General features: G+C 41.1%; 20 protein-coding genes. 4 read left to right on the top strand and 16 right to left on the bottom strand.

Annotation, left to right across the window (positions count from 1 at the left end; genetic code table 11):
• Positions 1–88 precede the first annotated feature (88 nt).
• The 8 genes from QM874_RS03210 to QM874_RS03245 all read right to left on the bottom strand — a co-directional run bounded on the left by QM874_RS03210 (position 89) and on the right by QM874_RS03245 (position 8,632).
• Entirely contained in the window at positions 89–1,528 is a 1,440-nt protein-coding gene (locus tag QM874_RS03210; protein WP_414316180.1) for a 6-phospho-beta-glucosidase, read from the bottom strand.
• Between the two features lie 165 nt (positions 1,529–1,693).
• Positions 1,694–2,272, bottom strand: coding sequence for a DUF3592 domain-containing protein (locus tag QM874_RS03215; protein ID WP_414316181.1), 579 nt, complete (start codon positions 2,270–2,272; stop codon positions 1,694–1,696).
• A gap of 109 nt (positions 2,273–2,381) precedes the next feature.
• Complete coding sequence (locus QM874_RS03220; protein WP_414316182.1) at positions 2,382–2,549, bottom strand: hypothetical protein; 168 nt, start codon at positions 2,547–2,549, stop codon at positions 2,382–2,384.
• Positions 2,550–2,912: 363 nt separating this feature from the next.
• Entirely contained in the window at positions 2,913–3,260 is a 348-nt protein-coding gene (locus QM874_RS03225) for a VOC family protein (RefSeq protein ID WP_414316183.1), read from the bottom strand.
• 255 nt (positions 3,261–3,515) lie between these two features.
• On the bottom strand, positions 3,516–5,291 hold the full coding sequence (gene spxB / locus QM874_RS03230; RefSeq protein ID WP_006148113.1) for a pyruvate oxidase: 1,776 nt from the start codon (positions 5,289–5,291) through the stop codon (positions 3,516–3,518).
• A 331-nt stretch (positions 5,292–5,622) separates the two neighbouring features.
• Positions 5,623–7,845: a heavy metal translocating P-type ATPase gene (locus QM874_RS03235; protein WP_414316184.1), complete on the bottom strand. Its 2,223-nt coding sequence runs from the start codon at positions 7,843–7,845 to the stop codon at positions 5,623–5,625.
• A gap of 9 nt (positions 7,846–7,854) precedes the next feature.
• A complete protein-coding gene (locus QM874_RS03240) occupies positions 7,855–8,226 on the bottom strand; it encodes a cupredoxin domain-containing protein (RefSeq protein WP_004252344.1) in 372 nt (123 codons plus the stop codon).
• A gap of 10 nt (positions 8,227–8,236) precedes the next feature.
• Positions 8,237–8,632 carry a CopY/TcrY family copper transport repressor gene (locus QM874_RS03245; RefSeq protein ID WP_301559407.1) on the bottom strand — a complete coding sequence of 132 codons (396 nt, stop codon included), beginning with the start codon at positions 8,630–8,632 and terminating at the stop codon, positions 8,237–8,239.
• A 207-nt stretch (positions 8,633–8,839) separates the two neighbouring features.
• Here QM874_RS03245 and QM874_RS03250 point away from each other — a divergent pair, with 207 nt between their 5' ends.
• The 4 genes from QM874_RS03250 to QM874_RS03265 are packed head-to-tail and all read left to right on the top strand — an operon-like array spanning position 8,840 to position 11,801.
• On the top strand, positions 8,840–9,520 hold the full coding sequence (locus QM874_RS03250; RefSeq protein ID WP_414316185.1) for an amino acid ABC transporter permease: 681 nt from the start codon (positions 8,840–8,842) through the stop codon (positions 9,518–9,520).
• Positions 9,480–10,157, top strand: coding sequence for an amino acid ABC transporter permease (locus QM874_RS03255; protein WP_223140004.1), 678 nt, complete (start codon positions 9,480–9,482; stop codon positions 10,155–10,157). Before QM874_RS03250 ends, QM874_RS03255 begins: the two co-directional genes overlap by 41 nt.
• A complete protein-coding gene (locus QM874_RS03260; RefSeq protein ID WP_315639687.1) occupies positions 10,158–10,916 on the top strand; it encodes an amino acid ABC transporter ATP-binding protein in 759 nt (252 codons plus the stop codon).
• An 18-nt stretch (positions 10,917–10,934) separates the two neighbouring features.
• Entirely contained in the window at positions 10,935–11,801 is an 867-nt protein-coding gene (locus QM874_RS03265) for a cysteine ABC transporter substrate-binding protein (protein ID WP_414316186.1), read from the top strand.
• A 60-nt stretch (positions 11,802–11,861) separates the two neighbouring features.
• Here QM874_RS03265 and pyrE read toward each other — a convergent pair whose 3' ends face one another.
• From pyrE to QM874_RS03305, 8 genes are all read right to left on the bottom strand, one after another.
• A complete protein-coding gene (pyrE, locus tag QM874_RS03270; protein ID WP_045614097.1) occupies positions 11,862–12,494 on the bottom strand; it encodes an orotate phosphoribosyltransferase in 633 nt (210 codons plus the stop codon).
• A 38-nt stretch (positions 12,495–12,532) separates the two neighbouring features.
• Entirely contained in the window at positions 12,533–13,234 is a 702-nt protein-coding gene (gene pyrF / locus QM874_RS03275; protein ID WP_414316187.1) for an orotidine-5'-phosphate decarboxylase, read from the bottom strand.
• A gap of 256 nt (positions 13,235–13,490) precedes the next feature.
• Positions 13,491–14,771 carry an FtsQ-type POTRA domain-containing protein gene (locus QM874_RS03280; RefSeq protein ID WP_414316188.1) on the bottom strand — a complete coding sequence of 427 codons (1,281 nt, stop codon included), beginning with the start codon at positions 14,769–14,771 and terminating at the stop codon, positions 13,491–13,493.
• A 9-nt stretch (positions 14,772–14,780) separates the two neighbouring features.
• Positions 14,781–15,839, bottom strand: coding sequence for a UDP-N-acetylglucosamine--N-acetylmuramyl-(pentapeptide) pyrophosphoryl-undecaprenol N-acetylglucosamine transferase (locus QM874_RS03285; RefSeq protein WP_414316189.1), 1,059 nt, complete (start codon positions 15,837–15,839; stop codon positions 14,781–14,783).
• A 1-nt stretch (position 15,840) separates the two neighbouring features.
• Entirely contained in the window at positions 15,841–17,193 is a 1,353-nt protein-coding gene (murD, locus tag QM874_RS03290; RefSeq protein ID WP_414316190.1) for a UDP-N-acetylmuramoyl-L-alanine--D-glutamate ligase, read from the bottom strand.
• 95 nt (positions 17,194–17,288) lie between these two features.
• Positions 17,289–20,054, bottom strand: a complete 2,766-nt coding sequence (locus QM874_RS03295; RefSeq protein ID WP_414316191.1) for an FtsX-like permease family protein — start codon at positions 20,052–20,054, stop codon at positions 17,289–17,291.
• A gap of 1 nt (position 20,055) precedes the next feature.
• Positions 20,056–20,757, bottom strand: a complete 702-nt coding sequence (locus QM874_RS03300; RefSeq protein WP_414316192.1) for an ABC transporter ATP-binding protein — start codon at positions 20,755–20,757, stop codon at positions 20,056–20,058.
• Positions 20,758–21,096: 339 nt separating this feature from the next.
• Positions 21,097–21,785 (bottom strand): SIALI-17 repeat-containing surface protein (locus QM874_RS03305; RefSeq protein WP_414316193.1); only part of this gene is annotated, 689 nt, incomplete at its 5' end.

The following is a 21,785-nucleotide window of genomic DNA, read 5'->3' on the forward strand; positions in this document are numbered from 1 at the left end:
TATAGCAAAAAGCTAGGTCTAATTGAACTCTTTTTCACATCTTATAAAGTAGGGAGAAGATTTTGTAAAAATAGTGAATAAATGTGTTCTACTCAATGCTTGCACCATTGCTGGCAATGACGTCCTTGTACCAGTAGAAGGATTTCTTTTTACTGCGTTTGAGAGTCCCATGACCAGCATTATCTCGATCCACATAGATAAAGCCATAACGTTTATTCATTTCGCCTGTTCCAGCTGAAACCAAATCGATACAGCCCCAAGTTGTATAACCAAGCAAGTCTACTCCATCTTGGTAAATGGCATCTCGCATAGCCTTGATGTGGGCCTCTAGATAAGCAATCCTATAGTCATCTGCTACATAACCATTCTCATCCGGTGCATCAATAGCACCGAGTCCATTTTCTACGATGAACATAGGCTTTTGGTAACGATCCCAGATGGCATTGAGGGTGATTCGAAGCCCAAGTGGGTCAATCTGCCATCCCCATTCTGAGGATTCTAGATAGGGATTTTTGAGGGAGGCAAATACATTTCCAGCTGTTAATTCTTTAACTTTTGGATCACCTGAGGCCACTCGACTTGCATAGTAAGAGAAGGAAACAAAGTCAACAGTATTGTTCTTCAACAAAACCAAATCATCTGCCGTCATTTCAATCTCAATCCCCTCACGCTCCCACTGCTTCTTTGCGTAATTTGGGTATTCCCCACGCGCTTGAACATCAATGAAGAAGTAACTCTTGCGGTCTTCTTCCATAGCAGCCCAGTAGTCTCTCGGATGGGCTGTGTTAGGATAATACTGCCCTGCTGCCAACATACATCCAACCTTGTTTTCTGGGTCAATTTCATGAGCAAGCTTAGTCGCCAGAGCTGAAGCTACCAACTCATGGTGAGCTACTTGGTATTTGACTTGTTCTTGATTTTCACCTTCTTCAAAACAGAGACCAGCTCCCATAAAAGGTGCATGAAGGATCATGTTGATTTCATTAAATGTTAGCCAGTATTTAACCAAGCCCTTATAACGGGTAAAAAGTGTGCGACAGAGATTCTCATAGAAGTCCAACATCCGACGATTGCGCCAACCGCCATACTCAGTAATTAAGTGCATGGGGCAGTCAAAATGCGTGATGGTTACCAGAGGTTGGATCCCATACTTATGGCATTCCTTAAACAAATCCTCATAAAAGGCTAGACCAGCTTCATTTGGCACGCTTTCGTCGCCCTTAGGAAAAATCCGAGTCCAAGCAATGGAAAGTCGATAGGTCTTAAAGCCCATTTCCGCAAAAAGGGCAATATCTTCCTTGTAATGATGGTACATATCAATAGCTTGCTTGGCTGGATAAAAATAGCCCTCCTCAAAAGAAAACATCTTTTTCTGACCTGTGATAATGGCTTCGCGGTCCTTACCGATTGGAACAACATCAACATTGGCCAACCCACGACCGTCTAAATTATAGGCACCCTCACATTGATTAGCTGCCGTAGCACCACCCCAGAGGAAACCCTCTGGAAATTGTAGTATTTCTGTCATCACTTTACCTCACATGATTTATTGGTACTATTATACTATCAAACATTTAAAAAAGCTGAAATAGCCCCAAAAAATGTTTTAAGAAAAGCATTTTCTTTACAAAAAAGCTTCTACGATGTACATAGAAGCCAAATAGGGTAGTTGAAGTTTGTATATAAAACTGCTTTATTTCATAAGATTCGGAAGAATGAACATGATAAAGAAAGCTAGAGCAACCATAATAAAAACATTGAGATAGATAAAACATTTTGCCAACCATGCATATCGCCCAGGTCTTAGTGGTCTTTCTACATAGGAATGTTTTGGTTTGTTAGGATCATAATAAACAGCAACTTTTCCACCAATTGGAAAGCGTTCCTTAAGTGGAGATTTTGTAAAAGACAAAAAACTATTCCCCTTAACTTTGTATCTTAAAACTTGTGGAATTTCACCATTTTCAAAATTATCCGTTTTTACATCAGATACGATTGAACCTAAGGGAGTACTGATTGTATTTGAAATAGCAGATAGAAATTTAGGCCCTACGACCTTGTATTGGTTTCCATCAACAGTGTATTCAACAACTGGGAGACTAATCCCATTATAAAGAGCATAGGAATATCGGATAATAACTCCTTCCGTTCTTTCGGTACACCTCTTGGCATTGCTATAATTACTAAATATAAAATAGGAAAACATAAAATAGGTGAAGGCAGCAAATCCTAAAATCATTAAGCCAATTAATAGAAAGAAAGTTGTTGGCATATTTTTCTCCTTAGAACATTGTTATGAAGCTATTTTAACAAATTTAACAGAAAAGACAAGAAAAAGACCGGATTAATCCGATCTTTTCAGTCATCAAAATGTAAGAAAATTAATATCTCATACTATTAATCGATTGATTGATTGTCAGTAAGCCATGGTTAATTATTGCAGCAATATCTTCCAGACCACGAAGAATAAAACTACCTATAATCAATCCTAGAATAATTGAACAGATAATCATGGTAATACAGATTAAATAAATATCCTTTTTTTGCATCTCTTTTCTCCTAATATCTATTCGCGTCCATTCATGGAGATACTTTCAATCTCAAGGTTCATTGGTCATTATGTGACAATTGTAAGGTTTCCCAGAACCATAAAGTCGAGCGGTAAACTGTACGCCATCTTCACTCTCTCTTCCTAATAAAATAAAGAAGCCCTCTTACTATATCTATTTAAAAATATTTCTCCTTTCCACATCAGTTACATTTTTATTATAAGATTTCAGGATGGTGCTGTCAACCATTTATATTCAAGTTCTTTATATAAAAAAGACCGGATGGCTCCGATCTTTCAATAGTTCATATTCTCACATTCTGTATTAAGAATCATTGTGGTTAGCTTCAAATGATTAAGCGACCTATTTCATTCGATAAAAATCAAGCACTAGACCAGCAGGACCTTTAACTAATAAGGACTCTGTCCCCCAATCCGTTTCACAAGGACCGTGTAAAATCTCGACACCAATCTCTTTTAACCGCTTTTGGTTCTGGTCGACATCCTCAACCTCGATGTGAAGAATGATTCCTGACTGAAAATCTTCCAAAGGAATCAAATGATTTTGAGAGAACATGAGGCAGTGACTGCCAATCGTGAACTGAGCAAAACCATCATCAACATAATCGGCCTTTTTATCCAAGATATGCTCCAGTTCCGCACAGACTTGGGGAACATCTGAAACGGTAATATCTAATTGATTTAAATTCATTTACTCTCCTCCATAAAAAGACCGGATGGCTCCGATCTTTTCAAGTTCCGCTCTATGAAAATCAAAGAATAAACAAGGCGGAACCAAGTTTGATGGCAAATCTTTGCTCATCAAACTACGAAAAATCCTTTGGGACTTTTTCTAGGCTCCGCACTAGATTCCATCATTGAAAATTAAGGTTTCAATGATGAAATCGTCGGAAGTGAACCTCAGAATAAAGTCTACAAATTTATCTTTGATTTTCGTCGAGAGGAATTATTTAATTGCGCGTGATTGCAATCCTTCTTCTTCCAAGAAGAGGCGGAATGGTACGAGTTCTTCTGCTTCGTATTTTTCCTTGAAGGCTTTAATAGCTTCTTCTGAGTGTTGTTTTGGATCCAACTCAAGTACTTCTACTGGAAGTGGACGATGTGGAGTGATGTGAGCATCGATAACAACAGTTTTACCTTCTTTGTTCAATTTAACAGCTTCTGCAACAACTGCATCGATGTCTTCGATACGGTCAACTGTAAATCCTACAGCACCTTGCGCTTCAGCGATTTTCGCATAGTCAGCATTAGGGAAGTCACAACCAAACAAGTGTTTGTTTGTGTCTTCGTATTTGTCCTTGATGAAGGCATATTTACCATTTGAGAAGACAACGTTGATAACTGGAAGGTCGTATTGAACGTTTGTGATAACGTCTGGGTAGCACATGTTGAATGCACCGTCACCCATGATGTTCCATACTTGGCGATCTGGATTGTCTTTCTTAGCAGCGATACCACCAGGAAGGGCAATACCCATTGTTGCAAAGAGTGGAGATGTACGCCACATGTTCTTAGGTGTCATGTGAAGGTGACGAGTAGATGTTTGAGTAGTGTCACCTACGTCGATTGAGTAGATAGCGTCTTGATCAGCATGTTTGTTGATTGCATTGTAAACTTGATACAATTGCAATTCACCCTCAGTTTTACCTTCGAGTTTGTTCATGTAATCACGCCAGTTTTGGTTGTTCTTCACGTTTGCACGCCACCATGGAGTAGATTCAACTGGGTTCACTTTGTCGAGGATAGCTTTAGCTGCTTGACCTGCGTCACCAAGGATTGAAGCGTCAAGGGCGTGACGTTTACCAAGTTTGTAAGGGTCAATATCAACTTGGATGAATTTTTCAGTGTTTTTGAATGCTTCGTATACTTCAGCAAATGGGAAGTTTGAACCAAGGAAAAGAACTGTGTCTGCTTCAAAGACCACTTCGTTGGCTGGTTTCCAACCAACACGGTAAGCAGAACCTGTCAAACCTTCATAGTTCCATTCGAAAGCTTCAAAGTTTTTACCAGTTGTGATGATTGGTGCTTTGATTTTACGTGACAATTCAGTGATTACTTCACCAGCTTTAACACCACCGTAACCAGCGTAGATAACTGGACGTTCAGCGTTGTTCAAAATTTCAACAGCTTTGTCGATTTCAACTTCGTTCAAAGCAGGAGCGATGAATGAACGCTCGTATGAACCTGAACCGTAGTATGAGTTTTCGTCGATTTCTTGGAAACCAAAGTTTACTGGAATTTCAACAACGGCTGGACCTTTTTTAGAAACGGCAGCACGGCAAGCTTCGTCGATCACTTTTGGTAATTGCTCTGCGTAAGCTACACGTTTGTTGTAAACAGCGATACCGTTATACATTGGGTTTTGGTTGAGCTCTTGGAAGGCATCCATGTTGAGTTCGTTGACAGGACGTGATCCAAGGATCGCTAGGAATGGAGTGTTATCCATAGCTGCATCGTAAACACCGTTGATCAAGTGAGTCGCACCTGGACCACCTGAACCAACTGCAACACCGATAGAACCGCCAAATTTAGCTTGCATAACCGCTGCAAGAGCACCTGTTTCTTCGTGGCGAACTTGCAAGAAACGGATATCTTTGTCTTCAGCCAAAGCGTCCATCAATGAGCTAAGTGTTCCTGATGGGATACCGTAGATTGTGTCTACGCCCCATGTTTTCAATACGTTAAGCATTGCTGCTGATGCAGTAATTTTCCCTTGAGTCATAATGATAACTCTCCTTAAAAGTTAATTTGATGAATAATAAAAGCGCTTTTATATATTTTTTGAAAACGATTCAGTAAATTTACAATCCTAATTTATCACATTTACTTATAGTTTCATAAGAATGTGCTCACAAAACTCTATTCTCTATTACAGTACAGATTGAAAATGGTTTGAAAATCTGTTTTAGAATAGCAAAAAAGCGGTTAAGACCGCCTTTTTATACTCAATGAAAACCAAAGATCAAACTAGGAAGCTAGCCGCAGGTTGCTCAAAGCACAGCTTTGAGGTTGCAGATAAAGCTGACGTGGTTTGAAGAGATTTTCGAAGAGTATTAATCGACTTTCGTAAAATTAAGCATGAGAGAGCTGATTAGAACAGAGACTGAACTAAAGGCCATGGCTAATCCTGCAAGTTCTGGATTAAGCACTAAACCAAGACTTGAAAAGACTCCTGCTGCAATCGGAATACCAATGAGGTTATAGATAGAAGCCCAGAAAAGATTGAGTAGAATACGATTAAAGGTCTTCTTACTCATATCAAAAGCACGTGCCAATCCTAGTAAATTGTTGGTTGTAAGGACAAGATCTGCTGATTCAATGGCAATATCTGTCCCAGAGCCCATGGCAATTCCGACATCCGCTACACTGAGGGCCGGCGCATCATTGATACCATCTCCAACAAAGGCCAATTTGCCATTCTTTTGAAGCTTGTGAATTTCATGTGCCTTTTCCTCTGGCAAGACATTTGCAATCACTTCTTCGATTCCAATTTGCTCTGCAATCGCATGCGCTACTCCAGCATTATCTCCGGTAAGCATGACCGTTCTAAGGCCGCGTTTTTTCAATTTAGCAATAGCTTCTTTGGCATTTTCCTTAGGGACATCCTGCAAGGCAATTAAGCCTTTTAGTTCACCATCTACTGATAAGAAGACAACTGTTTTCGCTTCTTTCTCAAGCAAATCAAATCGTTCTTGATAATCATGTGGAATAGCAAGATCATCTAAGAGTTTGGCATTCCCAAGCAAGACTTGTTTACTATTAATAATCCCAGTCACACCTTTTCCATGCAAGGCTTGGAAGTTTTCCACTGGGTAAAGGCTAATTCCTAGTTCAGATGCACGATTAACAATAGCTTGAGCTAGCGGGTGTTGAGATACATCTTCCAGTGAAGCAGCCAAACTTAGCACTTCTCCTTCATCTCCGATAACATCTGTCACTACTGGCTTCCCTTCGGTCAAGGTTCCTGTCTTATCAAAAACAACCGTTTGGACTTTTTGGATTTCCTGTAAAACTGTACCATTTTTGAGAAGAATCCCCATCTTGGCACTTCGTCCTGTTCCAACCATGAGTGCTGTCGGTGTCGCGAGTCCTAGTGCACAAGGACAGGCAATTATCAAAACAGCAACTCCGTAGAGAAGTGACGTCACAAAGCTTTCTCCTAGGAAAACAAACCAGATCCAAAAAGTAAGAAGTCCTAAAATGACAACTGCTGGTACAAAAATCCCAGAAATCTTGTCTGTCAAATCTTGAATAGGAGCACGACTCGTTTGAGCTTTCTTCACAAAATCCACAATCTGAGCCAGCATAGTCTCAGAACCAACTTTTTCAGCTCTAAAGATGATCGTACCACTATTATTGATGGTTGAACCAATGACAGCATCTCCAACTGATTTATCGACTGGAATACTTTCCCCAGTCACCATTGACTCATCAATACTCGTTTCACCTTCTAACACAGTCCCATCAACGGCAATTTTTTCACCTGGTCGAACGCGAATGAGATCCCCAACTTTGACTTGTTCTAGAGGGATTTGAACATAAACATCATCACGTAAAACTTCTGCAGTTTTAGCTTGCAAATCTAGTAATTTCTCTACAGCTTGGGAAGTATTTTTTCGCATTTTTTCCTCAAAAACTGCTCCCAAAAGAATGAAGAAGAGGATAAATGCAGCACTTTCAAAGTAAACGGGCAGACCAGTGAAGAGGGCAACTAAGCTATAGAAATAGGCCACTAGGGTTCCCAGAGCAACCAAGGTATCCATGTTGGAATTGTGCTTTTTAAAACTAGCCCAGGCGCTTCTGATATATGGAACTCCAGCTACCAGCATAATGGGTGTTGTGGCTAAAAAGGTGCCCCAACGCATGACTTGGTGACTAATTCCTCCTGTAGACATCCCAATCATGAGAATCACAAGAGGCACAGTAAAGATACTAGTAATCCAAAAACGTTGTAAAAGACTGAGAGACTTTTTAGTTTTTTCAACAACGGTGTAGGTCCCCTTTTGCATCTTCATGCCACATGAAAATTCATGCTCACCCAAGTCTTGAGGCGTAAAGCGAATCACTTTTTCCTCATCTTGAGCGATTGGTTCTAGAATCCCTTCTTCTTCGAAGAGAATCTCTTTATAACAGTTTGATGGTGTCACACGATGAAAGGTAATCTCAGCAGGAATCCCTTTTTGCAGTTGAATGTGGGCTGGATGGTAGCCTTTGTCTGCCGTGATACGGATTTTTTGAACACCATTTTCAAGACTTGCTTTTACAATTTCAGTCATATCATTCTCCTATTCTACAATCATCTTACCGTGCATCATATTCATGCCACAAGAGAAACCATACTCACCTGCTTCTTCAGGAGTGATTTCAACCACATATTGGTCTCCCATAGGTAGATCTGCATGCACTCCAAAGTCTGGAAAAACGATTTGATCTAAGCAAGGTGAAGGATCTTTTCGATCAAAAATAATGCGAGCAGGTTGCGATTTTTTGAGGATAATGGTTCCTGGAGTGTAGCCCCCCATGACCTCCACTCGAATCTCCTGATAGCCATTTTTTTGCTGGGCTCTCTTAGCATCTTCTTGCGGTTTTTTGAAAAACCAAAAGAGGATAAAAGCAATCATTCCCAAAACAACAATAGATACAAATAGATTTAACATAGCGTCTCCTTTACATACAATTACATCTTACTTCTGTTACAGCACTTGCTTTTTTCTTTGAAATCACTTCTTCCAAGCCTTCCAAGTCAGCTAGGGTAAAGTCACATTCTTCAATCAAATCAGCAAGTAACTGCTTCATCCTGCGGGAACAAAGCTTGTCTTTGATATCCTGGACAAGTAACTTCTTGCTATCTTCCTGTGTCAACAGAGCTGAATAGATAAAGAACTTGCCCTGTTTTTCCCGAGTCAAACATTCTTTCTCCACCAAACGAGCCAAGAGTGTCTGGATCGTGGACTTGGACCAGCTGAATCTTTTTTCTAATACTTTTATAAGATCAGTGCTTGTCTGTTCTCCCTGCATCCAGATAATCTTCATGACCTGCCATTCTGCATCCGAAATCTGCATGGTTATCTCCTCCTAAATCTACATTTGTCAATCACAATTATCAGTATACTCTCAAAATCTACATTTGTCAACCAAAGAAATCACATTTTTAAAATTTATCGCCGCTATAAATATTTTTTATCACCACAATAAAAAATACATATTATCCAAAGCTCTCTTTTAATGCTACAATAACTGTATCATTTTCCTAGATGGGAGGTTCTACTTTTGGATTGGTCCATTGTTGAACAATATCTACCACTCTATCAAAAGGCATTCTTTCTGACCTTGCATATTGCAGTTTGGGGAATTCTAGGTTCTTTTTTGCTGGGGCTCATCGTCAGTGTCATCCGGCATTACCGCCTTCCTGTTTTCTCCCAGTTGGCAACAGCCTATATCGAACTTTCACGAAATACACCCCTTTTGATACAACTTTTCTTTCTATACTTCGGCCTACCTCGAATAGGGATTGTTCTTTCTTCAGAAGTCTGTGCAACAGTCGGACTCATCTTTTTAGGTGGTTCCTACATGGCAGAATCCTTCCGAAGCGGGCTAGAAGCAGTTAGCCAAATCCAGCATGAAATTGGTTTAGCCATTGGCCTTACACCATTTCAGGTTTTTCGCTACGTGGTTCTTCCACAAGCGACAGCGGTGGCTCTACCATCCTTTAGTGCCAATGTTATTTTCCTCATCAAGGAAACTTCTGTCTTCTCAGCAGTTGCCCTTGCTGACCTTATGTACGTTGCTAAGGATTTGATTGGCCTATATTATGAGACAGACATTGCACTGACTATGCTGGTGGTAGCCTACCTGATCATGCTTCTACCTATTTCACTAGTCTTTAGTTGGATAGAAAGGAGGCTCCGTCATGCAGGATTCGGGAATGCAAGTACTCTTTCAGGGAAATAATCTTCTGAGAATCTTACAAGGATTGGGAGTCACGATTGGGATTTCTATCCTGTCTGTCCTCTTATCCATGATTTTCGGAACGGTGATGGGAATTATCATGACTTCTCATTCTAGAGTGATTCGCTTCTTGACACGCTTCTATCTAGAATTTATCCGTATCATGCCCCAGCTGGTGCTTCTCTTTATCGTTTACTTTGGTTTAGCTCGAAACTTTAATATCAATATCTCAGGTGAAACTTCTGCTATTATTGTTTTTACCCTCTGGGGAACAGCTGAGATGGGAGACTTGGTTCGTGGAGCTATCACTTCGCTCCCTAAACATCAGTTTGAGAGCGGACAAGCACTTGGCTTAACTAAAGTGCAACTCTACTACTACATCATCATCCCTCAGGTCTTGAGAAGACTGTTACCACAAGCTATCAATCTTGTCACTAGGATGATTAAAACAACTTCCTTAGTTGTTTTGATTGGGGTTGTTGAAGTTACCAAGGTTGGACAACAAATCATCGATAGTAATCGTCTAACGATTCCAACCGCTTCCTTTTGGATTTATGGAACCATCCTAGTCTTGTATTTCGCGGTTTGCTTCCCTATTTCCAAACTATCTACTCACTTAGAAAAACATTGGAGGAACTAAATGTCTGAAACTATTTTAGAAATCAAGGAACTAAAAAAATCCTTCGGAGACAATCCTATCCTCCAAGGACTTTCTCTAGATATCAAAAAGGGAGAAGTTGTCGTCATCTTAGGACCCTCTGGTTGTGGGAAAAGTACCCTTCTTCGCTGTCTCAATGGTTTAGAAAGTATTCAAGGGGGAGATATCCTGCTGGATGGTCAGTCCATCGTTGAAAATAAAAAAGATTTTCACCTGGTTCGCCAAAAGATCGGTATGGTCTTTCAAAGTTATGAACTCTTTCCTCACTTGGATGTCCTTCAAAATCTTATCTTAGGACCTATCAAGGCTCAAGGGAGAGACAAAAAAGAGGTTACTGATGAAGCTCTGCAACTACTAGAACGTGTCGGACTTCTAGATAAACAACATAGCTTCGCTCGCCAATTATCCGGCGGACAAAAGCAACGGGTTGCTATCGTTCGTGCCCTTCTCATGCATCCAGAAATCATTCTTTTTGACGAGGTAACTGCTTCACTGGATCCAGAAATGGTGCGTGAGGTTCTGGAACTTATCAATGACTTGGCACAGGAAGGGCGTACCATGATTTTGGTAACCCATGAAATGCAGTTTGCCCAAGCTATTGCGGATCGCATCATCTTTCTAGACCAAGGGAAGATTGCTGAAGAAGGAACGGCTCAAGAATTCTTCACAAATCCACAAACCAAACGAGCACAAGAATTTTTAAATGTCTTTGACTTTAGCCAGTTTGGCTCATATCTATAATCAATAAAGGAGATTATTATGAAACTACTTAAACCAATTCTAACTGTTTTTGCTCTAGCATTTGCGCTTATCTTTGTCACAGCTTGTAGTTCAGGTGGAAGCTCTGATGCTTCATCTGGTAAAACGACTGCCAAGGCTCGCACCATTGATGAAATTAAAAAGAGTGGTGAACTTCGAATCGCGGTATTTGGAGACAAAAAACCATTTGGTTATGTTGACAACGATGGTTCTTACCAAGGTTATGATATCGAACTAGGTAATCAATTAGCTCAAAACCTTGGTGTAAAGGTCAAATACGTTTCTGTCGATGCTGCCAACCGTGCTGAATACTTGATTTCAAACAAGGTTGATATCACCCTTGCCAACTTCACAGTTACTGACGAACGTAAGAAACAAGTTGACTTTGCCCTTCCTTACATGAAAGTTTCTCTCGGTGTTGTGTCACCAAAGACTGGTCTAATTACAGATGTTAAGCAACTTGAAGGCAAAACCTTGATTGTTACAAAAGGAACGACTGCTGAAACTTACTTTGAGAAAAATCACCCAGAAGTAAAACTTCAAAAATACGACCAATATAGTGATGCTTACCAAGCCCTTCTTGATGGACGTGGAGATGCCTTCTCTACTGACAATACTGAAGTCCTAGCTTGGGCCCTTGAAAATAAAGGATATGAGGTAGGAATTTCTTCTCTAGGTAACCCAGATACCATCGCACCAGCAGTTCAAAAAGGTAACCAAGAACTACTCGACTACATCAACCAAGAAATCGAAAAATTAGGTAAGGAAAACTTCTTCCACAAAGCCTATGAAAAAACACTCCACCCAACTTACGGTGACGCTGCTAAAGCAGATGACCTGGTTGTTGAAGGTGGAAAAGTCGACTAATACTTTCCGAGAATAAAAAGAAATCAGGTAATCCTAGCGACTACCTGATTTTTCTATGCTCTAAACATTTTGCCAATTTTCCTGGTCTTCTTTAAATCGTTTTAAAAGGTCAAGTCCTTCTGGTGTGATATAGCCCTCTTCTTGGGCTAGGTGGATCAGCTCACTATAGTTTGAAAGTGTTACTAGTTTGACACCAGCATCTGCAAAGTTCTTGTCTGCTTTTGGCAATTGATAGCTAAAGATAGCTACAACACCCAGAACATCTGCTCCTTCACGTTTGGCAGCTGCCACGGCCTCAAGAACTGAGCCACCAGTTGAAATCAAATCTTCAACAACGACCATTTTTTGACCTTGGGCTACACGGCCTTCGATTTGGTTGCCTGCTCCGTGGTCTTTTGGTTTGCTACGGATGTAAGCAAATGGTAGATTCATTTTATCAGCGATGATGGCTCCGTGTGGGATACCTGCAGTCGCTGTGCCTGCAATTACTTCTACCTCAGGGAATTCAGCTTTGATGGCCTCCACAAAACCATTCTCAATCAAGGTACGTGTCTCTGGATAAGCAAGCGTCACACGATTGTCCGTATAAATCGGTGACTTAATTCCTGATGCCCAAGTGAAGGGCTCTTCAGGTTTGAGGTATACGGCTTGAATTTTCAATAGATGGCTAGCAATGTCTTTAGCAAGTGTCATGGTGTGCTCCTTTTTATAGTGTTAAATGAATCTTCTTTTTAAACCCAATCTTGTGTCCATTCTTCTTTGATGGCATGGTAGGCTGCGACTGGATCAGCTGCTTGCGTAATCGGACGGCCAACTACGATGTAGTCACTGCCAATCTGGTAAGCTTCTCCTGGGGTTACTACCCGTTTCTGATCTCCTGCTTCTGTCCCTCTTGGGCGAATCCCTGGTGTCAGACAGATAAAGTCTTCATGAGTTGCTTGTTTGATAAGCTTGGCTTCTTGGGCCGAGCAAACGACTCCATCTAGACCAGCTTCAGCTGTTTTCTGGGCATAGTGGATAACCGACTCTTGGAGGCTGGTTTGGATATTTTGACACTCTTGCATTTGTTCCTCTGAGGTTGAGGTTAATTGCGTCACCGCTATGAGAATCCCCTTGTCTCCCAATCCTTCACGCGCTGCTTGCATCATCTCAACCCCACCTGCTGCCTGCACATTGGTCATGTCAACTCCCAGGTTCGATAAAATTTTCATGGTTGATTTGACTGTATTGGGAATATCATGCAGTTTGAGATCCAAAAAGACACTATGTCCTAATGACTTCAAATAACGGACAACTTCTGGCCCTACAGCATAGTAGATTTCCATTCCTACTTTGACATAGAGCTTTTCCTCTGCTGGAAATAGGGCTAAGAACTTCTTGGCTTCTTCAAAACTTGGAAAATCCAGAGCTATGACTGGGCGACTTTCACGCATGCGTTTCTCCTCTTATCTTTCTTATCAGCCCAGCTTCCGTCAAAGAGACTACAAAAAAGGAACCTTCCAACAGCAAGGTTCCACGAAAAATGGGTAGAATCCACCCTTTCACCGTCTAACCTTAGCTGCCTCTCTGGACTGCTTTAAAGGTTTTTTACTATTCTATTATTTAAAGCGGGACTTGTCAAGTAAAAACTAGTATCCGAAGAACTTTAAAGCCAAGACTCACAATCAAGCAGATAGAATGTTCTCAAGTTTATCGACTCTGTGATTGTTGAGTTGTTTGGTTTTGATTACCCTGTTCCTCTTGTTTTTTCTTTTCTTCTTCCAGCTTTTTCTTCTCCTCTTCTTTGGCCTTGATTCTTTCTTCCTCAAGTGCCTTATCCGCCAAACTATAACTATAGATACCAACTTCCATATCAATACCACTTGGTACTGTCAATTGTGGTTTTATCTTACTATAATAAGGCAATTTTTTACCTAGTTCTGATATAGGAACTAAAACTTCATCCGTATCATACATGGTAATCTTGAGCAGATCACTGGTTACACTAGTTGGAGCCAATTCAATCGTTTTGATCGCTTGCTTAATCTCTGGGCTAACATCAGCCAGTTGTTCAATCAAGGTTTTGATTTGCTGCTCATCGTTGAAGAGAACAGATAGATAGGTTTCTGGTAAGCTGAGGAGGCTAACTGGACTAGTTTCCACCGTCCCACTAGAAAGAATCGGATAATGGTCCTCTCCAGAAACATAATAAGCCACAATTTCATACTCTTTAATCTGGATGGTGAAATTGGTCGGGAATTGATAGTGAATGCTAGCAGATTCAATCCAGTGATTGGACTTAATCATCTCAGCATGTTTGTCTTTATTGAGAAGTAGACTAAAGGTATAGTCACTATCACGAATCCCTGAAGCCTCTTTGATTTGGTCTGCATTGGTCTCTACTGTACCAGTGACTTCTATGTTTTTCAGAGTTGAGAAGGGCGTCAAGAGATAGATCGAAAAGACCAAGAAAAGCAAACTTGGGATTAGAATCGTAACAGCACGCCAGATATGAACTCTAGGAATAGAAGGCTTGGTAGCCTTTTTCTTGGTTTTAACCTTCTTTTCTTCTACCTTTTCTACTTTTGCTGCTTCTGATTCTTCGGCCTGGTCTTCCACTTGTTCTGCTTCAGCTGCTTCCTCTTCAAGTTCAGACGAGGACTCATCTGCTATAAGCTCCTTCTGTTCTTCGCTATTAGGAGCTACTTCCGTTGCTTCCTCTGTATTTTCGGATATATCTGACTCTTGCTCTTCTTTGGTTTCTTCAGCCTTTTTGCGCAGATATTCACGGTTCTGCTTCTGCCACTCTGATAAGGTGGCTTCTTCTTTTAGAGCTTTTGAAACTTCTTTTTTATTGGCATCTGCTTGGGCCTTTTCTTTGGTTAGTTGAGCCTCTTCTTCAGCTTTTTTTTGAAGATATTCTTGATTTCGTTTTTGCCACTCTGACAATTCCTTGCCTTGAGTTGACTCTTGTTTCTTATCCTTTGACATCGATTTTCCTTATGATAGATCTTTTTTTAGTAGCGCATAAAAATCCGCCACAGATTTTAATTCATGAGAATTCTTCATCGTGCTCTGGTAGTCTTCTTTGTGAGTCAAAAGCTTGCTTACTTTTTCTTCTAAAGTAGACAAGGTCAAGTCACTCTCTTGCAACTCCTCTGCATAGCCTTTTTTCACAAAGTAAGCTGCATTTTCAATCTGGTCTCCACGGCTAGCTTCACGCCCTAGAGGGACAATGACATGCAATTTAGCCATGGCCAACAGTTCAAAAATAGTATTGGCACCACCACGAGTAATAACCACATCAGCCAGATTCATGAGCGGTTGATAAAGGTCTGTCACGTAGTCAACACGATAGAGGTTTGAACTTAGTTCATTTAAACTAGCATCCCCTGTCAGGTTGATGATATTGTAGCGACTAGTCAGTTCTTCCTTGTGGTCTGTAACTAATTGGTTAAAGACACGCGCCCCAGCAGAACCGCCGACGAAGAGAAGGGTTGGTGACTTACTATCGAAGTAAGTTCGGATATCCACCATTTCTTCGGGTTCTTCCATAATTGGACCAGAAACCTTAGTCACGGCTCCTACATGTTCTACCTTAGTGAGACTAGATGCTTGCTCGAAAGTAGAGTACATCTTGGTCGCAAACTTATAGGCAATTTTATTGGCCAATCCCATAGAGAGATCAGACTCGTGGATAAAGACTGGCACTCTGCATACTCGCGCTGCAATAACAGGAGGAACAGATACAAATCCACCCTTAGAAAAGAGGGCCTGAGGACAAAGTCGAAGCATGATAAAGAGCGATTGAAGGATTCCAAATGAAACCTTAAAGACGTCAACCATATTTTGCCATGAAAAATATCGGCGCAATTTCCCAGTTGCAATAGAATGGAAGGTGACATCTAAACCTGACTTGAGGATTTCATGATGCTCAATTCCGTTTTTGTCACCAATATAGTGGACTTCCCAGCCATCTTCGATGAACTTAGGCATTAACAAAAGGTTGAGGGTAACGTGTCCAACCGTTCCCCCACCTGTAAATACTATTTTTTTCATATTATCCCTTTAACTCCGCTACAGTGTCGATGAAAAGATCTCCACGTACCTCAAAGTTGGCATACATATCCCAGCTAGCATTAGCAGGACTAAGGAGAACCACATCTCCTTCTTCTGCAAGTTCATAAGCCTTTCGAGTTGCGTCAGCAATGTCTGTTGCATCCACATAAGCCACACCAGCCTTGTCCGCTGCACGTTTGACACGTTCTGCAGACTGACCGAGAATGACCATGTTCTTAAGTCCAGTAATATCTGGAACCAATTCGTCAAACTCATTACCACGGTCCAAACCACCAGCAATCAAGATAACCTTGCTATTGTCAAATCCAGACAAGGCTTTTTGAGTTGCCAAGATATTGGTTGACTTGCTATCGTTATAGAATTTCACACCATTGATTTGGTCTACGAATTGGAGACGGTGCTTAACTCCACCAAAGGCTAACAAGGTTTCCTTGATGGTTTCATTGTCAACACCACGAAGTTTGGCAACAGCAATGGTTGCAAGAGCATTTTCCACATTGTGGCTACCTGGAACACCGATTTCGTCAGCTGCCATAACTTTTTCACCACGGAAGTAAAGAAGACCATCTTCAAGATAAGTTCCATCAACCTTTTCAAGTGTTGAGAATGGTACTACAGTTGCATTTGTTTTTTTCGCAAGCTCTTTAGCTAATTCCTGATTGAAGTTCAAAACTAGGTAATCAGCCGCTGTCATATTTCTTTGAATATTCCACTTGGCTTCAACATAAGCTTCAAAAGAACCGTGATAGTCAATATGGGTTGGCATCAGATTGGTGATAACAGCAATTTCAGGATGGAATTCCTGGATTCCCATTAATTGGAAAGAAGAAAGTTCCATGACAAGGGTATCCTTATCTGTTGCTGTCTGAGCTACTTGGCTTGCAGGATAACCGATGTTACCTGATAAGAGGCCATTTTGCCCCGCAGCAGTCAGAACTTCTCCAATCATGGTTGTCGTTGTAGTCTTACCATTTGAACCAGTAATACCTACTATTGGTGCTTCTGAAATCAAGTAGGCCAACTCAACCTCTGTCAAGACTGGAATGCCTTTTTCTAGAGCTTTTTCAATCATAGGATTGCTATAAGGAATCCCTGGATTTTTTACCATAAGAGCAAAATCTTCATCCAATAATTCCAAAGGATGTCCACCAGTGACAACCTTGATGCCCTCTTCTAAAAGGCTCTGAGCTGCTGGATTTTCCTCAAAAGGCTTGCCGTCATTCACTGTCACAATGGCACCTAGCTTGTCCAAAAGACGAGCTGCAGATTCACCAGATTTGGCCAAACCTAGGACTAATACTTTCTTATTTTCAAATTGATCAATTCGTTTCATATCTAGAACTCCATTTCTACTCTTACTATTTTACCATTTTTATGAAAATAAAAAAGCCACAAAGGGCTTTCTTATTTGTTTTTGTCCTCGATCAACTATTCTACAGACTTGAGGGCTTCTAACATATCCACCTTTCGGAGATAATAATTGATAAAAAAGCCTAGGATGGTCAAAATGACACTGACAGCTATAACTGGAATGAGATAAACTTCCCAGCCGACCTTGGGTTGAAAACGGAAGGTACCGGGTGCGATCATCTGAATGAGAAATTGATGGAGATAAAAGCCTGATACCAATCCTACAATCATTCCAATTAGTGACAATATGATGGTCTCCCGATAGATATAAAGGGTCACTTCTTTGTTATGAAAACCAAGAACCTTGATGGTTGAGAGTTCCCGAATCCGTTCAGCAACATTGATATTGGTCAAATTATAGAGAATCACAATGGCTAATAGCACCGATACCAGCACCAAAATCGCCATGGTATGATTCAGAGAATTGGCAAAACTTTCAAAGAGCTGAATGGTGGAGGCATTTTGAACGAGGCCACTGACAGCCGCCTGGTCCATAAATTCTCCTGCGACTCTTTCGGTATTGACTTCACTTTTATCCTTGAGTTGGACTAGATAGGTATTCAACTTAGGAGTTTGACCATAAATTTTCTCATAGGTCGCCTGATTCATATAGACAAAATGGCCCACATAGTGCTCGGTAATAGCACCTACTTTAAAGGTTTTCCCATCGATTGTAAAATTGTCACCAACAGAAACTCCAGCCAACTGGGCTAATTTTTCAGTCAAGACAACTCCGTTAGACAAGCCCAGTTTTTCCCCATTTTTTTCTAGGAGGACAAAGGGAGCTAGGTCATCTTGATCCGTTACCATCATGGTCACGGTTTGAACACCTGTCTTGCCAGCATACTTTTCTTCAATCTGTTTGGAAAAAATCAAACGGTAGTTTTCTACTTCATCACTTTTCAGTTTTTCCTCTAGCTTAGCCTTATCAGAATCAGAAGCTCGAGAATTGACAGAGAGAACCATCTGGTATTGTTGCAGATCCTTAAACTGCCTGTCTGCCACTCCAACCACAGAGGATTGAATCCCAAGTCCTGCAAAGAGGAGGGCTACTGAACCAGCAACTCCAAAAATGGTCATCAGCATGCGTTGTTTGTAACGGAAAATGTTGCGGGCTGTTACCTTCTGAGTAAAACTCAAGCGTGACCAGATAAAGGTTATCCGCTCCAAGAGAATCTTTGAACCCTTGACTGGTGGTTTGGGTAGTAATAATTGCGCTGCTTCTTCATGCAATTCTCTGCGAGATACAAGGTAGGCAGGTAAAACGCTAGCTATTAAGCTTAGTCCCAGAGCCAAGCAACTATAGGTCCAATAGAAATTCTGCTGACTCTCTCCAACAATCATTCGCTCAGTAATGATATGCGAAATAGTAGGTGCCAAAACGTAATGTCCAAGTAAGATTCCTAGTAGGGTTCCAAGAGTGCCAGCAACCAGACCATAAATCACAAACTTAGCAATGATGTCCTTGCTATGGTAGCCTAAAGCTTTGAAAATCCCTGCATTGGTTCTTTCCTCGTCTACAAATCGTGTCATGGTGGTAAAGGTAACCATGGCTGCAACGGCATAGAGAACAACTGGAAAAATATTTCCCACGGCACGAATACTCATGGCCGAGTTACTATACATGAGATACCCTTGACCAGTAGGAGAACTCTTGCGATTGTAGACATGATAGGTTGGCTCTGTCAGAGCATTGACTTCATCCTGACTGGTCTGCCATTTAGCCTTTTCCTTAGTAAGATCTGTTTCGGCTTGGCTCAGCTTTTCCTGTTCCTGCTTCAGTTGCTTTTTTGCTTCTTCTAACTGACTAGATGCTTGACTTTTTTGTGGTTCTGGTAGTTGGATCACTTGATTTTCTTGAGCTTGTAGACGCGTTTCGATTTCCTGCAGGCGTTTCTTGCCAGCTGTCAAGTTGCTTTCAGCCTCGTCTAGCTGTTTCTTGCCCTCATCAAGGGACTCTTGAGCGTCCTTCTTCATTTTTTCTAGCCGCGCTTGACCATTATCAGCAAGTTGTTCCTTGAGAGTCACCTCTTCTTTCTCTAGCTTCTTCTCATAATCACTGGAAAAAGGATTGGGAAGTAACGTCTCTTCAGCTATTACAGTATTATCAGAACCACCACTATAAATATAATTAATGTATGTAAGACTAGCAAATCTCATGCGGGCAATCGTGTAAACAGAACTCCTAAAACTATCTTCAGTTACGACAGCGTAAGCTGCTAGATTCCCATTACCACTGCTTGAACTCCCCATATCTGATTTTGAAAAGATATCTGGTGAGTGGACAAAACCTGTAATGGTATAACTATCTCGCTTCAATTGAGAATTACTGCCCTTCTTTTGACTCAAATGAATAATTTGACCAATCTGATAGCGATCTTTCCAAAAGTCCGCCAAGGCTAGTTCATCTTCTTTCTCAGGCAATCGTCCTTGGGTTACTTGAAATTTAGAAATTCTTTCTGTCTTAGAAAAAATCCGTATGGCTTCTTGACTACCTTCTAAAGTCAAATCCGTCATATAACCAAACTCAACGGATGCTCGAGTAAGATTTTTAAGTTCTTCCTGGTCAGCCTGATCAAGCCCATAATCTGCTATGACAGTAATATCAGCCAGATTAGCTTTTTGAATAAAATCCCATGCTGTTCGCTCCATATTGGGACTAGCTACTTTGAGACCAACCACGGCCAAAGAACCCAACATCATCAGAGTTAGGATGGATAAAAACCGTCCCTTTGAACCTGTGAAAGACTGGAGCAGGTCTTTCCAATATGTCTTTCTTTTCATCTTAGTACTCCAAATCATCAATATCCTGTGGTTGAGGATTGAGGACAACACTCTTGACACTGGCATCATGCATCTGAATCACCCGATCAGCTATTGGAGCTAGGGATGCATTATGGGTCACGATGATAACGGTGGCCCCCTTCTTACGTGACATATCTTGAAGAATCTTTAGAACCTGCTTACCAGTCTGGTAGTCCAAAGCTCCTGTTGGTTCATCACAAAGGAGAATTTTAGGATTTTTAGCCACAGCTCGAGCAATGGATACCCGTTGTTGCTCACCACCTGACAACTGGGCCGGAAAGTTATTAAGACGGTGACCTAAGCCTACATCCTTGAGAACCTGCTCAGGATCCAAGGCATCGGCAACAATTTCTGAAGCTAGCTCAACATTTTCCTTGGCAGTCAAGTTAGAAACCAAGTTGTAAAATTGAAAGACAAAGCCAACGTCATCTCTACGATAGTTAGTTCTCTGATGAGAAGTGAAATTCGAGATATTGGTCCCATCAATCCAGACTTGCCCTTCATCGTTTGTATCCATACCACCAAGAATATTTAAAACGGTTGACTTCCCTGCACCAGATGCCCCAAGGATAATGACTAGTTCTCCCTTTTCAATCTCGAAGTTGACATCTCGATTGGCTACGATTTCTGTATCACCAGTATGATACCTCTTATAGCTGTTTTTCATTTCAATATAAGCCATCCTATCTCCTCCTCTTCTCCTATTTTCATCTTTATTATAACTCTTTTGAGGAGAGAAAGAAAGCTTATCCCTGTAGACTAATAGAGAGATTTTGAAACTGCAAAAAATACTGAAAACTAGTCCTATTGGCTTGCTCACCTTGTTTCTAAGGCAACTCCTCTAGTTTGCTGTTTGCTTTTTGAAGCAGATCTTCTCTTATCTTCTTTTGCACTTGATTCATAAAATAAAAAAGCGAACAAGACCAGATTCTGTTCATCAGAAAACTAGTTTTGTCCGCTTTTTATTGTCGAGATTAGTCTCTTGGTCCAATCTCTATGACTTAGATGCTTTTACATCATCTTATTCGTCTTCTTTTTTCTTTCCCATTGCAAAGAGACCAAGAAGTGCTCCTACAACACCTACGGCTGCAAGGCCAGCATTTTCTTTAGTACCTGTCTCTGGGAGTTTGTATGGATGACTTGCAGGTGCTTGATAAGTCTTATCTTGTGACATAGTAAGAGCTACAAGAGACTGCTCATCTTTGTATTCTGGAATCTCATGGACAGCTCCTTCTGCCCCATTGACACCACCTGTAAATTCTGGAACCTCTACTACTGGTGCTGGCTCATCACCTGCTGTGCCAATGACTCCTGGGTACTCTGGGACTTCATGAACAGCAGCTTCTGCCCCATTGACACTGCCTGTGAATTCTGGACTTACTTCCTGAACAGCTGCTTCGACACCATTCACTCCACCTGTAAACTCTGGAACTTCATGAATAGCGGCTTCACCTGCTGTACCAATTGCTCCTGTGTACTCTGGAACTTCATGAACAGCTGCTTCGACTGCGTTAACGCCACCCTTGAATTCTGGGACTTCTACTAATGGTGTTGCTTCTTCACCTGCTGTACCAATTGCTCCTGTGTACTCTGGAACTTCATGAACAGCTGCTTCGACTGCGTTAACGCCACCCTTGAATTCTGGGACTTCTACTACTGGTGTTGCTTCTTCACCTGCTGTGCCAATAGCTTCAGTGTACTCTGGAACTT

Source organism: Streptococcus infantis, assembly GCF_047463615.1.
In the GTDB taxonomy this organism is placed as follows: domain Bacteria; phylum Bacillota; class Bacilli; order Lactobacillales; family Streptococcaceae; genus Streptococcus; species Streptococcus infantis_X.

What these genes read in the sequence shown, in the direction of transcription:
- murD (WP_414316190.1), bottom strand. Translation starts at nt 17,193, where the DNA reads ATGAAACGAATTGATCAATTTGAAAATAAGAAAGTATTAGTCCTAGGT.
- QM874_RS03235 (WP_414316184.1), bottom strand. Translation starts at nt 7,845, where the DNA reads ATGACTGAAATTGTAAAAGCAAGTCTTGAAAATGGTGTTCAAAAAATC.
- QM874_RS03225 (WP_414316183.1), bottom strand. Translation starts at nt 3,260, where the DNA reads ATGAATTTAAATCAATTAGATATTACCGTTTCAGATGTTCCCCAAGTC.
- pyrF (WP_414316187.1), bottom strand. Translation starts at nt 13,234, where the DNA reads ATGCGTGAAAGTCGCCCAGTCATAGCTCTGGATTTTCCAAGTTTTGAA.
- QM874_RS03260 (WP_315639687.1), top strand. Translation starts at nt 10,158, where the DNA reads ATGTCTGAAACTATTTTAGAAATCAAGGAACTAAAAAAATCCTTCGGA.
- QM874_RS03215 (WP_414316181.1), bottom strand. Translation starts at nt 2,272, where the DNA reads ATGCCAACAACTTTCTTTCTATTAATTGGCTTAATGATTTTAGGATTT.
- QM874_RS03285 (WP_414316189.1), bottom strand. Translation starts at nt 15,839, where the DNA reads ATGAAAAAAATAGTATTTACAGGTGGGGGAACGGTTGGACACGTTACC.
- QM874_RS03280 (WP_414316188.1), bottom strand. Translation starts at nt 14,771, where the DNA reads ATGTCAAAGGATAAGAAACAAGAGTCAACTCAAGGCAAGGAATTGTCA.
- QM874_RS03300 (WP_414316192.1), bottom strand. Translation starts at nt 20,757, where the DNA reads ATGGCTTATATTGAAATGAAAAACAGCTATAAGAGGTATCATACTGGT.
- QM874_RS03220 (WP_414316182.1), bottom strand. Translation starts at nt 2,549, where the DNA reads ATGCAAAAAAAGGATATTTATTTAATCTGTATTACCATGATTATCTGT.
- QM874_RS03255 (WP_223140004.1), top strand. Translation starts at nt 9,480, where the DNA reads ATGCAGGATTCGGGAATGCAAGTACTCTTTCAGGGAAATAATCTTCTG.
- QM874_RS03210 (WP_414316180.1), bottom strand. Translation starts at nt 1,528, where the DNA reads ATGACAGAAATACTACAATTTCCAGAGGGTTTCCTCTGGGGTGGTGCT.
- QM874_RS03295 (WP_414316191.1), bottom strand. Translation starts at nt 20,054, where the DNA reads ATGAAAAGAAAGACATATTGGAAAGACCTGCTCCAGTCTTTCACAGGT.
- spxB (WP_006148113.1), bottom strand. Translation starts at nt 5,291, where the DNA reads ATGACTCAAGGGAAAATTACTGCATCAGCAGCAATGCTTAACGTATTG.
- QM874_RS03240 (WP_004252344.1), bottom strand. Translation starts at nt 8,226, where the DNA reads ATGTTAAATCTATTTGTATCTATTGTTGTTTTGGGAATGATTGCTTTT.
- QM874_RS03265 (WP_414316186.1), top strand. Translation starts at nt 10,935, where the DNA reads ATGAAACTACTTAAACCAATTCTAACTGTTTTTGCTCTAGCATTTGCG.
- QM874_RS03245 (WP_301559407.1), bottom strand. Translation starts at nt 8,632, where the DNA reads ATGCAGATTTCGGATGCAGAATGGCAGGTCATGAAGATTATCTGGATG.
- pyrE (WP_045614097.1), bottom strand. Translation starts at nt 12,494, where the DNA reads ATGACACTTGCTAAAGACATTGCTAGCCATCTATTGAAAATTCAAGCC.